At 71.8% G+C, this 12,499-nt stretch carries 14 protein-coding genes and 1 pseudogene; 8 read left to right on the top strand and 7 right to left on the bottom strand.

Translation table 11 applies throughout. The features are described from left to right. Positions 1-14: 14 nt before the first annotated feature. Positions 15-782: a glycerophosphodiester phosphodiesterase family protein gene (locus tag FXF52_RS24840; RefSeq protein WP_148800639.1), complete on the bottom strand. Its 768-nt coding sequence runs from the start codon at positions 780-782 to the stop codon at positions 15-17. 99 nt (positions 783-881) lie between these two features. On the opposite strand from FXF52_RS24840, the gene FXF52_RS24845 reads away from it, so the two are divergent. Together FXF52_RS24845 and FXF52_RS24850 are read left to right on the top strand one after the other, a co-directional pair. After that, positions 882-1,337 (top strand): helix-turn-helix domain-containing protein, encoded by a 456-nt coding sequence (locus FXF52_RS24845; RefSeq protein WP_255472308.1) that lies wholly within the window; start codon positions 882-884, stop codon positions 1,335-1,337. After that, positions 1,330-1,701 carry a DUF4180 domain-containing protein gene (locus FXF52_RS24850; protein ID WP_148800641.1) on the top strand — a complete coding sequence of 124 codons (372 nt, stop codon included), beginning with the start codon at positions 1,330-1,332 and terminating at the stop codon, positions 1,699-1,701. Before FXF52_RS24845 ends, FXF52_RS24850 begins: the two co-directional genes overlap by 8 nt. A 119-nt stretch (positions 1,702-1,820) precedes the next feature. Here FXF52_RS24850 and FXF52_RS24855 read toward each other — a convergent pair whose 3' ends face one another. Genes FXF52_RS24855 through tnpA form a run of 3 tightly spaced genes read right to left on the bottom strand, consistent with a single transcriptional unit; the run spans position 1,821 to position 4,267 of the window. Next, complete coding sequence (locus FXF52_RS24855; protein WP_148800643.1) at positions 1,821-2,654, bottom strand: 1-acyl-sn-glycerol-3-phosphate acyltransferase; 834 nt, start codon at positions 2,652-2,654, stop codon at positions 1,821-1,823. Beyond that, a complete protein-coding gene (locus tag FXF52_RS24860) occupies positions 2,651-3,868 on the bottom strand; it encodes an RNA-guided endonuclease TnpB family protein (protein WP_148800645.1) in 1,218 nt (405 codons plus the stop codon). The genes FXF52_RS24855 and FXF52_RS24860 overlap by 4 nt, the downstream gene beginning before the upstream one ends. After that, complete coding sequence (gene tnpA, locus FXF52_RS24865) at positions 3,869-4,267, bottom strand: IS200/IS605 family transposase (protein ID WP_148800647.1); 399 nt, start codon at positions 4,265-4,267, stop codon at positions 3,869-3,871. Positions 4,268-4,540: 273 nt separating this feature from the next. Between tnpA and FXF52_RS24870 the strand changes: the two genes are divergently transcribed. From FXF52_RS24870 to FXF52_RS24880, 3 genes are read left to right on the top strand one after another with little or no spacing between them, the layout of a single operon-like run. Continuing rightward, positions 4,541-5,953, top strand: coding sequence for a cytochrome ubiquinol oxidase subunit I (locus tag FXF52_RS24870; protein WP_187413675.1), 1,413 nt, complete (start codon positions 4,541-4,543; stop codon positions 5,951-5,953). A gap of 14 nt (positions 5,954-5,967) precedes the next feature. Beyond that, positions 5,968-6,966: a cytochrome d ubiquinol oxidase subunit II gene (cydB, locus tag FXF52_RS24875; RefSeq protein WP_148800651.1), complete on the top strand. Its 999-nt coding sequence runs from the start codon at positions 5,968-5,970 to the stop codon at positions 6,964-6,966. A gap of 60 nt (positions 6,967-7,026) precedes the next feature. Next, the gene (locus FXF52_RS24880; protein ID WP_148800653.1) at positions 7,027-8,064 is read left to right on the top strand and encodes a nitronate monooxygenase family protein; all 1,038 of its coding nucleotides are present in this window, start codon (positions 7,027-7,029) and stop codon (positions 8,062-8,064) included. A 17-nt stretch (positions 8,065-8,081) separates the two neighbouring features. Here the strand turns inward: FXF52_RS24880 and FXF52_RS24885 are convergent, their stop codons facing one another. After that, positions 8,082-8,762, bottom strand: coding sequence for a hypothetical protein (locus tag FXF52_RS24885; RefSeq protein ID WP_148800655.1), 681 nt, complete (start codon positions 8,760-8,762; stop codon positions 8,082-8,084). A 202-nt stretch (positions 8,763-8,964) separates the two neighbouring features. On the opposite strand from FXF52_RS24885, the gene FXF52_RS24890 reads away from it, so the two are divergent. Beyond that, complete coding sequence (locus tag FXF52_RS24890) at positions 8,965-9,693, top strand: SDR family oxidoreductase (RefSeq protein ID WP_148800657.1); 729 nt, start codon at positions 8,965-8,967, stop codon at positions 9,691-9,693. Positions 9,694-9,726: 33 nt separating this feature from the next. Here FXF52_RS24890 and FXF52_RS43275 read toward each other — a convergent pair whose 3' ends face one another. Together FXF52_RS43275 and FXF52_RS24895 are read right to left on the bottom strand one after the other, a co-directional pair. Continuing rightward, positions 9,727-9,849: a hypothetical protein gene (locus FXF52_RS43275; RefSeq protein WP_255472309.1), complete on the bottom strand. Its 123-nt coding sequence runs from the start codon at positions 9,847-9,849 to the stop codon at positions 9,727-9,729. Then, complete coding sequence (locus FXF52_RS24895) at positions 9,846-11,264, bottom strand: OFA family MFS transporter (protein ID WP_148800658.1); 1,419 nt, start codon at positions 11,262-11,264, stop codon at positions 9,846-9,848. The genes FXF52_RS43275 and FXF52_RS24895 overlap by 4 nt, the downstream gene beginning before the upstream one ends. Before the next feature lie 138 nt (positions 11,265-11,402). Here FXF52_RS24895 and FXF52_RS24900 point away from each other — a divergent pair. Both FXF52_RS24900 and FXF52_RS24905 read left to right on the top strand, forming a co-directional pair. Then, positions 11,403-11,982: pseudogene (locus tag FXF52_RS24900) on the top strand (GNAT family N-acetyltransferase). A gap of 192 nt (positions 11,983-12,174) precedes the next feature. Further along, a partial coding sequence (locus FXF52_RS24905; RefSeq protein WP_222870648.1) for a hypothetical protein occupies positions 12,175-12,499 on the top strand: 325 nt, incomplete at its 3' end.

The raw sequence follows: 12,499 nt of genomic DNA on the forward strand, positions 1-12,499 counted from the left end.
CGGGGTCCTTCGACTCAGGCGGCCCAGTGGCCGCGGCTGCGGTAGACGTCGCGCAGCACGCCGACGTGATCGGTCATGATGCCATCCACACCAAGATCAAGTAAGTCGTGCATGTCGGCAGGTTCGTCGATCGTCCAGACGTGCACCTGCAACCCGAGCCGGTGGCAGTACGCGAGGAACCGCCGGTCGACCACGGGGATGCGGCCGTACCGGACGGGGACCTGGGCGGCGACCACGGACGGGGGCAGCCGCAGCGGCCGCCCGTGCAGGGAGGCCATCCGCAGCCGGGCCACGCCGCGCATGCCGAGGCTGGTGGCGACCTTCGGCCCGGCCAGGGCGCGCAGCCGGGCCAGCCGGGCGTCGCTGAACGAGGCGAGCAGCACCCGGTCGGCGGCGCCGGCCCGGGTGACCGTGTCGACGGTCGGTTCGACGCCGCCGTCGGCCTTGACGTCGACGTTGAACCGGACCTCCGGCCAGGCGGCGAGCACCTCGTCGAGGCGGGGCACGACGGCGGCGCCGCCGACGCGTACCGAGGCGAGGTCGGCCCAGCGCAGGTCGGCGATGCGGCCCCGTTCGCCGGTGACCCGGCGCAGGGTGGCGTCGTGGAAGATCACCGGCACACCGTCGGCGGTGGCGTGCACGTCGGTCTCCACGTACCGGTAGCCGAGGGCGATGGCGCGGGCGAACGCGGCGGCGGTGTTCTCGTCACCGTCGGCCGCGCCGCCGCGGTGGGCGAAGGCCAGCGGCGCGGGGGCGTCCAGGTAGCCGTGACGGGGCTGCACGCCGGAAGTATGCCGCGCCTCGGTGGCGTCCCGGTGACCGGCCGACGTCACCCCAACGAACTTCCCTAACCTTCCCTATCCTGCGTAGGATGGGGAACGATGAGTAATGAAATGTACTCGGTGGAGCAGGTGGCCGAGCTGCTCGGGCTGCACGTCCGCACCGTGCGCGGCTACATCCGCGCCGGCCGGCTGCGCGCGACGCGGATCGGCAAGCAGTACCGGATCTCCCGTGCCGACCTCGACGCGCTGACCGGACGGCCCGCGCCCGCGCCACCCACCGGCGCACCGGCGCTGGAGGTGTCGAGCATCGTGCAGGTCGACGGTGTCGACCGGGCCGCCGCCGACCGGCTCGCCACGCTCGTGCTCGCCGGTGTCAACACCAACCACGACCCCACACGCCCGCTGCGCGTGCAGACCGTCCACGACGAGGAGCGCCACCGTATGAAGATCATTGTGCTGGGCGACGCCGCCGCGACCGCCGACCTGCTGGGTCTGCTCGACGCGGTCCTGCACGGCGACAACGGCCTGCTCACGGGGGAGGCCGGCGATGCCTGACGTGCTCCAGGAGCGGGCCGGGGTGGCGGTGCTGGTGTGCGACCCGGCAGGGCCGCCGGTGACCACCACCGATCAGGCCCTCGACCTGATCGGCGGCGCGGCCTTCGGCGGCGCCGAGGTGGTGGCCGTGCCGGCGGACCGGCTCGACCCGCGCTTCTTCTCCCTCGGCACCCGCTTCGCCGGTGAGATCATGCAGAAGTTCGTCAACTACCGGCTGCGGCTGGTGATCGTCGGGGACATCACCCGGCACCTCGCGGCCAGCGCGGCGCTGCGCGCCCTGGTGGCCGAGTCCAACCGCCACGACCACGTCTGGTTCGTACCCGACCTGGCCGCGCTCGACGCCCGGCTGACCGCCACCACCTGACCACTTCGCCCCGCGCCCCGCACCGCAATACGCGGAGCGGGGCGGCGGCGGTTCCGGGCATCAGCTCCGGTCGGTGCGGTAGCCGGGGCAGTGCAGCAGGGCCACCGGCCCCGCGTCGGTCAACGACCCGGCCTGCGGCGGCGGTGGGCGCGGGCCGTGTCGGCCGGGCGGCCGGGGTCGACGTGGCGGGGCCAGTACGGCTCGTCGGGGCGCAGCGGCGCCAGGTTGTCGGTGATCGCGTCGATGATCCGATCGGTGGCCCGCCGGGCGGCACCGGGCGTGCCGGGATCGAGGTGGCTCAGGACCACCGGGGTGCCGAAGTGCACCCGGATCACCGGTCGCCGCACGACCGCCCGGGCGACGGCCCGCAGCAGGCCCTTGGGCGCCCGGTACGGCAGCACCTCGTGGGAGCCCCACTGGGCGACCGGCAGGACCGGGGCGCCGCTGGCGAAGGCGAGCCGGGCGGCGCCGGTCTTGCCGCGTTCGGGCCACATTCCCGGGTCCAGCCCGATACGCCCCTCCGGATACAGCAGCACCACCGAGCCGCCGGCCACGGCCGCGGCGGCGGCGTCCAGGGACTGGTGCACCGCGCTGGTGCCCCGGTCGACGCGGATGTGCCCAGCGCGGCGCATCAGCGGGCCGATGACGGGGGCGCGGAACAGCCCGCCGGTGGCCATGATCCGCGGGGCGACGCCCCGGGTCCGGCAGGCGGCGGTGAGGACCACGGGGTCGAAGGGGTTGATGTGGTTGGCGGCCAGGATCAGCGGCCCGTGGCGCAGGTCGGCCGGCACCTCGCCGGTGACCTCGAGGCGGCCGAGCAGGCCGACGACGCCGCGGGCGAGCAGTTGCGCGGCGCGCCACAGCAGCGGCGCCCGCCAAAGGGTGGTCGGGGTGTCCTTGACTTCCTTCCCACGCGTGGGGGCGGGGGATTCCCGAGGCCGCTGAGTGTTCATGCCGCAAGCCTTCGGGTTGGTTGGCGCTTCACAGACTGCCCTTCGGCGAGGTCTCCGCGCCCTGTTACCGCCAGCCCGGCGGCGAGTATGTTCTTGGCCGCGTTCACGTCGGCGTGGTCCTGGTGCCCGCAGGCGACACACCGGAAGACCGCTTGGCTCTCGCGGGACTCCGCGGCGACATGCTTGCAGGCGTTGCAGGTCTGCGACGTGTACGCGGGGTTGACCTTCTCGATCTTTGCTCCGTGATAGCGGGCGGCATGCTCCAACTTCAGCAGGAACCCGCCCCAACCCTTGGCGAGGATGGCCCGGTTCAGGCCAGCCTTGGCCTTCACGTTACGGCCGGGCTGCTCAACGGTGCCTTTGGCGCTGACCGTCATGTTCTTGATCCGCAGGCCCTCGACAGCGACCATGCCGTGCTCGCGGACCAGGCGCACGGCGGTCTGCGCGGCGAAGTCAGCCCTGCGGGCCCGGATACGGGCGTTAAGCCGGCCGAGTTGCGCGCGGGTAGCATCCCGGCGCTTCGACCCACGGTTGCGGCCGTGAACCCGCAGCGACCGCGACAGGCGCTGCTGCAACCGCTTGAGCCTTGCTGCCTCCCCGGGCGTGACGAAGGCCCGGTCATCCAGATCCCCATCAGAAGTGGCCACGGCAACGGCTACACCCCGGTCGACGCCGACCGGCGGTTTGCCGTTCGGAGCCGCCTCGGCAACGCCGTCCTCGACACAGAACGAGATGTACCAGCGCCCGCCGTCACGCGAGACGGTGGCGTTACGGATCGTGCCACCCAGCGGGCGGGTCCACCGAAACCTGACCGAACCGAACCTCGGCAGCCGCACCTCACCCCACCGACGATTCAACCGCCGCACGCCAATCTGCTTCGGGTCGGGGAACCGGAACGACGGGGCGGTGCGGGTCTTGGACCGCCAGCGCACCTTCCACGTGCCATGCGTCTTACACGCCCGCTCCATGTCCCGCAGGGTCTGCTGCAACGTGTGCGACGGCACGTCGGCCAACCACGCACAGTCCGGGTCCTTCTTCGCCTCAGCCATCTGCCGGGCCTGCTCGTCGTAGCCGATGAACCCGCCACGGCGGCGGTAAGCACGACGCTGCTCCAACGCCGTGTTCCACACCGCCCGACACACCGCACCCACCTGCTCGGCGTAGACGGCCTGCTCCCCGGTCAACGCGAGCAGATACCGACGCCCGGTCAGCACTCAACGGCCCTTCTGCTGCGCGACATACTCCTCAACCTCCGCCAGTGGGGCACCGCCGGTAGTCGCTACGAAGTACGAGTTCGTCCACAAGGTGGGCAGCCGGGAACGCAGCGATGGAAACTCCTCCCGCAGCACCCGCGACGTACGCCCCTTGACAGCCTTGACCAGCCGGTGAACGCCGAGCTGCGGATCCACCTCGACCAGCAGGTGCACCTGGTCGGGCATGACCTCCAAGGCCGTCAGCCACGCCCCTTTCTCCTCGATCACCTCGCGGATGAGCTGCTTGAGCCGTTCCGCGACCCGCCCGCCAAGCACGCGCCGCCGGTACTTCGGGCACCACACCACGTGAAAGGCGCACTGAAAGACGATGTTGCTGTTCGAGCGCACCGTGACGGACACGCAGGCACTATACAGCTCAGCGCTGTCTACTGCTTGCCCCCAGCTGATGCCCTCAACCCAAGACTGAAGCCGGTGGTTTGTGCGCTACACGTTTCGATCGGTGGTAGATCGTCGCACTCGTGCGGCTAGCAGAGATCCGACCCCGGGCCCTAGGGCAGAGGTGATCAGGGTCATTGGTCCTGACCCGGGTCGGGACCGCCGGCCCTGCCCATCCTTCTACGACGCCGAGTAGTATTTACTACGTCTCGTAGTATGCATAGCTGGGGGTTTCAGGTGGACGCGTTGGACGTCGCCCGCTGGCAGTTCGGTGTCACCACCGTCTACCACTTTCTCTTCGTGCCGTTGACCATCGGCCTGTCCGTGCTGGTGGCCATCCTGCAGACCATGTGGCACCGCACCGGCAACCCGCGCTACCTCAAGCTCACCAAGTTCTACGGCAAGCTCTTCCTCATCAACTTCGCGATGGGCGTGGTCACCGGCATCGTGCAGGAATTCCAGTTCGGGATGAACTGGAGCGACTACTCCCGATTCGTCGGGGACATCTTCGGCGCGCCCCTCGCCATCGAGGCGCTGGTCGCGTTCTTCCTCGAGTCGACCTTCATCGGGCTGTGGATCTTCGGCTGGGACCGGCTGCCCAAGCGGCTGCACCTGGCCGCCATCTGGGCCGCCGCGATCGGCACCAACCTGTCCGCGTACTTCATCCTGGCCGCGAACTCGTTCATGCAGAACCCCGTCGGGTACCGGATCAACCCGGCCACCGGCCGGGCCGAGCTGACCGACTTCTTCGCCGTGCTCACCAACAAGGTCGCCCTGATCACCTTCCCGCACACCCTGTCCGGGGCGTTCCTGGTCGCCGGGTCGCTGATCGTCGCCGTCGGCCTGTGGCACCTCATCCGCAACCGCGGCAGCGCCGACACCGACGCCTACCGCTTCGCCAGCAAGTTCGGCTCCTGGGTGGTGCTCATCTCCTCGGCCATGGTGCTGCTCACCGGCGACATCCAAGGCAAGATCATGACCGAGGTGCAGCCGATGAAGATGGCCGCCGCCGAGGGCCTCTACACCACCGAGAGCCCCGCCTCGTTCTCCGTGCTCACCGTCGGCAGCCTCGACGGCAGCCGCGAGGTCTTCGCCCTCAAGATCCCGTACCTGCTGTCGTTCCTCGGCACCGGCGACCCCCACGGCACCGTGCAGGGCATCAACGACCTGCAGGCCAAGTACGCCGCCCAGTACGGCGCCGGCAGCTACACCCCGATCATCCCGGTCACCTACTGGAGCTTCCGTTTCATGATCGCCCTCGGGCTGGCCGCCGCCGCGATCGCCCTGCTCGTGCTCTGGACCCAGCGCAAGGGCCGCACCCCACGCAGCAGGTGGCTGCTGCGCGCCGGCCTGGTCATGCCGCTGCTGCCGCTGCTGGCGAACTCGTTCGGGTGGATCTTCACCGAGATGGGCCGCCAGCCGTGGATCGTCTTCGGCGAGATGCTCACCCGCAACGGCGTGTCCCGCAGCGTCTCGCTGACCGAGGTGCTCACCTCGTTCACCGCGTTCACCCTCATCTACGCCACCCTCGCCGTGGTCGAGTTCAAGCTGCTGGTCCGCTACGCCAAGGCCGGGGTGCCCGACGTCACCCCGCAGCCCGTGGCCGACGACACCGACGACGCCGAGCGCCCGCTGGCGTTCGCCTACTGACCCCGGAGCCCATCGTGGAACTGACCACCGTCTGGTTTCTCCTCGTCGCCGTGCTGTTCACCGGCTACTTCATCCTCGAAGGCTTCGACTTCGGCGTGGGCATGCTGCTGCCCGTCCTCGGCCGCGACGACCGGGAACGCCGCGTCCTGATCAACACCATCGGCCCGGTCTGGGACGGCAACGAGGTGTGGCTGATCACCGCCGGCGGCGCCATGTTCGCCGCCTTCCCCGAGTGGTACGCCACCCTCTTCTCCGGCTTCTACCTGCCGCTGCTGCTGATCCTGCTCGCCCTGATCGCCCGTGGCGTCGCCTTCGAGTACCGGCACAAGCGCCCCGAGGCGTCCTGGAAGCGCCGCTGGGACCGGGCCATCTTCTTCGGCTCGCTGCTGCCGGCGATCCTGTGGGGTGTGGCCTTCGCCAACATCCTGCGCGGGGTGCCGCTGTCGGCCGACCACGAGTACGTCGGCGGCCTGCTCGACCTGCTCAACCCGTACGCCCTGCTCGGCGGGGTGACCACCCTGGGCCTGTTCCTCACCCACGGCGCGGTGTTCCTCGCCCTGAAGACCACCGGCGACATCCGCGAACGCGCGGGCGCCCTGGCCGTCAAGCTCGGCGCCGGCACCGCCGTGGTGGCGGTGGCCTTCCTGGCCTGGACGCTGAGCATCCGCTCCAGCGCGGCCGCCGTCGTGCTCGCCGTCGGCGCCGCCCTCGCCCTGCTCGGTGCTCTCGCCGCCGCCCGGGTACGCCGGGAGGGCTGGGCGTTCACAGGCACCGCCGTGGCGATCGGCCTGGCCGTGGCCACCCTGTTCGCCGCGCTGTTCCCGAACGTGCTGCCGTCCACCCTGGACGCCGCCGGCACCCTGACCGCCAGCAACGCCGCGTCCACCCCGTACACCTTGAAGATCATGACCTGGGTGGCCGTGGTGTTCACCCCGATCGTGCTGGCCTATCAGGGCTGGACGTACTGGGTGTTCCGCAAGCGGATCGGGGTGGCCAACATCCCGCAGCACTGAGCGCCGACGCGGGGCCCGGGGCGACCCGTCGCCCCGGCCCCCGCGCACTACAGTGACCCGGTGACCGGTGAACCGTGGACCCACCTGTTCGGCAGCGCGACCCCGATCGTCGGCGCCCCGCTGGGCGGCGGCGCCACCACCGGCGCCCTGGTGCGGGCCGTCACCGCGGCCGGCGGCTTCGGCTTCCTCCCCGCCGGCTACAAGACCCCCGACGCGCTCGCCGCCGACCTGGCCGACCTACACGCCGCCGGCACCCCCTACGGGGTGAACCTGTTCGTCCCCGGCCCCCGCGAGATCGACGAGACCACCTTCCGCCGGTACGCCCGGCAGATCGCCGCCGAGGGCGAACCGTACGGCCTCGACCTGGCCGACGCGCCGCTGGTCCACGACGACGACCACTGGGCCGACAAGGTCGACCTGCTGGTGCGGCACCCGGTGCCGGTGGTCAGCTTCACCTTCGGGCTGCCCGACCCGGCGGCGCTGGCCGCGCTGCGCCGCGCCGGCTCCCGGCTGCTGGTCACCGTCACCTCCGTCGCCGAGGCGCTCGCCGCCCGCGACCTCGGCGTCGACGGGCTGGTCGCCCAGGGCACCGAGGCGGGCGGGCACAGCGGCACCCACACCCCGCGCCGGCCCGCCCCGCCCACCTCCACCCGGCCCCTCGTCCGCGACGTCGCCGCGGCCACCGGGCTACCCGTGGTGGCCGCCGGCGGCGTCGCCGGCCCCGCCGACGTCCGTGACCTGCTCGCCGCCGGCGCGAGCGCGGTCGCGGTCGGCACGCTGCTGCTGCGCACCGACGAGAGCGGCGCCAGCCGCACCCACCGCGACGCCCTGGCCGACCCGGCCCGCACCAGCACCGTGCTCACCCGCGCCCTCACCGGCCGGCCCGCGCGGGGTCTGCGCAACACCTTCATCGACCGGTACGAGCCGGTCGCGCCGCTCGGCTACCCGGAGCTACACCACCTGACCCGGGGCATGCGCGCGGCGGCCGCCGCGGCCGGGCACCCGGACCGGGTGCACCTGTGGGCCGGCACCGGCTACCGGCACGCCGGCACCGGCCCGGCCGCGGCCGTGGTCGAGCGGCTGACCGCCGCGCTCTGACCGCCGGCCCCGTCGGCTCAGTGCGCCTCGCGCAGCTCCGCCAGCCGGGCCTCGATCTCCGCCAGCTCGGCGCGCAGCTTCTCCGCCTGCTGCTCCGCCTCCGCCCGCTCCGCGGCCAGGATCTGCTCCACCGCCTCCTGCACCCCCGGCACGTCCACCAGCGCCACCATCCGCAGCGCCTCCGCCGGCTTCACCACGTACGGCTTCGCCAGGGCCTTCGCGCCCTGCTGCGCCGCCACCGTCCACTCACCCTCGGCGTAGGCGAGGGTGACGGTCAGCCCGGCCGGGCTCTTCGGCTTCGCCGCCTTCACCGCCCGGCGCGCCGGCTTGCTCTCCACCTGCTGCTCCACCTTCGGCTCCTCCCGACGCGGCGCCGGCACCGGCGGCGTGTCCAGCACGAACTCCGGCTCCGCCGGCGCGGGCGCCTCCTCGACCTCCGGCTTCGGCTCGGCCGGCTTGCGACCCGCGCCGCGCGGCGCGATCGCCACGTCGGTGGGGGAGAAGGGCAGCTCGTCGCGGCCGAACCGCACCACCACGAACTCCTCGGAGACCTCCGGATCGGTCAGCTCGATCACCTGGCCGACCTGGCCGGCCATCTGACCCGCCGCCGCGGTGAACACCACCTTCGGTTTCCGGCCCGCGGCCAACGCCTCCCGGATCCCGTGCACCTCGTCAGTGGACAAACCCTGGCCCGCCATCACAGCCCTCTTCCGTACACACGTTTGATTGCAGCCTTGATACCAGCCGCCTGCGACACGACGAAGATCAGCCCCCCGGTCTCGGCGCCCACCGCGCCGGCCACCACCGCGCGCGCCGCGTCACGTGATCTTCCCCTCGCGGCGGGCACGCGCCGGCCACGGTAACGTCGGCCCAGCAGCCACAGCAGGGGAGAGGCACACATTGGATCCCGTCACCATCGTCACCGGCGGTAGCCGCGGGATCGGCGCCGCCACCGCCCGCCGCCTCGCCGCCGCCGGGCATCACGTCGCCATCGCATACCGCCGCGACCACGACGCCGCCGCGGCCGTCGTCGCCGACGTCGAGGCCGCCGGCCGCCGCGGCGTCGCCGTGGCCGCCGACACCACCGACCCCGACCAGGTCGCCGCCCTGTTCGACGCCGCCGCCGACCTCGGCCCCCTCACCGGCCTGGTCAACAACGCCGGCGTCACCAGCCCGATCGGGCCGTTCACCGAGCTGCGCTTCGACGACCTGCGCCGGGTCGTCGACGTCAACCTCATCGGCTACGTCCTGTGCGCGCAACAGGCGGCCCGCCGGATGACCCGCGGCGGCGCCATCGTCAACGTCTCCTCCGCCGCCGCCACCCTCGGCAGCCCCGGCGAATACATCCACTACGCAGCCGTCAAGGCCGCCACCGACACCCTCACCGTCGGCCTGGCCAAGGAACTCGCCCCGCACGGCATCCGGGTCAACGCCGTCGCCCCCGGCATCATCCGCACCGACATCCACGCCGTCTCCGGCGTGCCGGACCGCCCGGACAGCGCCGCCGGACGCATCCCGCTGGGCCGCGCCGGCGAGCCCGACGAGATCGCCGGCGCCATCGCCTTCCTCCTCGGCCCGGACGCCTCCTACACCACCGGCGCCGTCCTGCGCATCGCCGGCGGCCTCTAACCCCACGGGCGGCCCGGGCCGCCCGTGCTCACCTCAGCTGGTGAACAGCTTCGCCGCGGTGATCACCGTCTGCGCCACCCCGTACCCCAGCAGCACCGACACCACCAGCCAGGAGACCACCAGCCGGACCTGCTGCCCACGCGGGTTGCCGTTCATCGCGTACCGCTCCTCTCCGCCGTCGCCGGCTCGTCCTCGACCACGTCCCGGCCCGCCGCCGGCTCGTGGAACCGCTGCGGCACCGGCCGGATCAACAGGTTCGCGACGAACCCGACCGCCAGCACCCCGACCATCGTGAACAGCGCCGGCCGGTACGCCGCCGCCGTCAGCGTCCCCGGCTTGCCCTGGGCGTCGAGGAACCCGTTCACGATCAGCGGCCCGGCCACCCCCGCCGCCGACCACGCCGTCAACAGCCGACCGTGGATCGCCCCCACCTGGAACGTGCCGAACAGGTCCCGCAGGTACGCCGGCACCGTCGCGAACCCGCCGCCGTAGAACGACAGGATCACGCACGCCAGCAGCACGAACAGCGCCGTGGCCGCGTGCCCGACCAGGGCCAGCAGCACGTACAGCACCATGCCGACACCCAGGTACACCAGGTAGATCGGCCTGCGGCCGATCAGGTCCGACGTCGACGACCACACGAACCGGCCCGCCATGTTGAACAGCGACAGCAGCCCCACGAACCCGCCGGCCGCCGCCACCGACACCGACGACGTCCCGCCGTCGCGGAAGAAGTCCTGGATCATCGGGCTCGCCTGCTCCAGGATCCCGATGCCGGCGGTCACGTTGCAGAACAGCACCACCCACAGCAACCAGAACGCGCGGGTCTTCACCGCGTTCGCCGCCGACACGCTGGCCGTGGTCACCAGCGGTCGCCGCGCCACCCGCGCCGGGTCGAACCCCGCCGGCCGCCAGTCCGCCGCCGGCACCCGCACGTTGAACACCCCGAACATCATGATCACGAAGTAGCCGACGCCCAACGTCACGAACAACCACACCAGCGCCGACCCCGACGCCGTCGAGGCCGCGTTCGCCGGGTCGTACCCGGAGTCGTAGAACGACAGCAACTGCCGGGACAGGGGAGAGGCCACCATCGCCCCACCACCGAACCCCATGATCGCCAGTCCCGTGGCCAGGCCCGGCCGGTCCGGGAACCACTTGATCAACGTGGAGACGGGGGAGATGTAGCCGATCCCCAGGCCGATCCCACCCAGCACCCCGTACCCGAGGTACAGCAGCCACAACTGCCGCGTCGCGATGCCCAGCGCACCGACCAGGAACCCGGCCGCCCAGAAACACGCCGAGACGAACATCGCCTTACGCGGCCCGTTCGCCTCCACCCAGGTGCCCGCCACCGCCGCGGACAACCCCAGCATCACGATCGCGATGCTGAAGATCACCCCGACCGCCGTCTGGCTGGCGCCGAAATGAGCGATCAGCGAGTTCTTGTACACGCTGGTGGCGTAGACCTGCCCGATGCAGAGATGGATCGCCAACGCCGCCGGCGGAATCAGCCAACGGCTGTACCCGGGCGGCGCGACGGTGTGCCGACGATCGAGTGCGGAAAGCATGCTGCTTCCTCTCCGGAAGGGACCGAGAAACGTGCTCCTACATGCCCCCGCCGCACTCGGCAGGCAAACCCGCCGCGCGCCGGACGGTCGAAACCGTGAGCCGAACGGTCACCCACCCGCGTCCGGGAAGATGCCCACATGCCACTGCTCACCAGCCCAGTCCTGTCACCCGGCGCCCTGGCCCGCCGACCCCAACCCGACATCACCGCCGGCGACCTGCGCCTGCGCCCCTGGCAGCCGGCCGACCGGCCCGCCGTCGTCGCCGCGTACGCCGATCCGGCCATCCGCCGCTGGCACTGCCGCGCCATGACCGACGACGAGGCGCGAGGGTGGATCGACCCCTGGCCGCTGCGCTGGCAGCACGAGACCGGGGCGGGCTGGGCCCTCACCGATGCCTCCGGCGTGCTCGGCCAGATCAGCCTGCGCAGCATCGACCTCGCCGAAGGGCAGGCGGAGGTGTCGTACTGGGTGCTGCCCGCCGCCCGCGGCCGACGCGTCGCCCCGCGCGCCCTGGTCGCCCTCACCGCCTGGAGCTTCGAGCACGGCCTGCACCGGCTGTGGCTGCGCCACTCCACGGCGAACCCGACCTCCTGCCGGGTGGCACGCCGACGGCTGGCACGACATGCACCTGCACGCCCGCCTGGCCACCGACCGGCCATCGGGCCGGCCCGACGAACCGGCAAAAATCGTCCCGCCTCGCTCGCCGAAGGCAGGCTGACCGACTTGATTAGGAATCGTCAGTGATCATAGGTTGACCGTGTGGAACCTCCTCGGCTCTCAAATGCCGTGCAGCGTTTCGGTGTATCCCGCTGGCGCTAGGTGTGTGGGTTGATTCGGGAGGGATTCAGGTGACGTGGGTCGGGCGTGAGCGCTGGTTGTCCGGCATCGGTGTTGTGGAGGCGGTGGGTTGGTGAGCGGGATGGTGCCGCTGGGCGAAGGCGAGACGTTCCGCACCGCGTGTGCCCGCGCTGTGCTGCGGACAGGCGTGGACGAGGGGACCGGTGAGGTCCTGTCGCAGGCGGTGCTTGCGCAGCGTATCGGCTGGTGCGTCGACCTGGTGGCGGGGATGGTCTCCGGGTTGTTGGCGGAGCGCTGGAATCCCGCGGATGTGGAGGTGCTCGCCTCCGGTGTGGACGCCGGCGGTCGGAAGCTTCCGTCGAACGCGTGGATGGCGTTGCGGCGCCTGGGCTGGACCGCCACCGCGGCCGAGGGTGTGAAGGTCAATGACCGGGTCG

It is taken from the genome of Micromonospora sp. MP36 (assembly GCF_008119785.1).
Lineage (GTDB): Bacteria > Actinomycetota > Actinomycetes > Mycobacteriales > Micromonosporaceae > Micromonospora.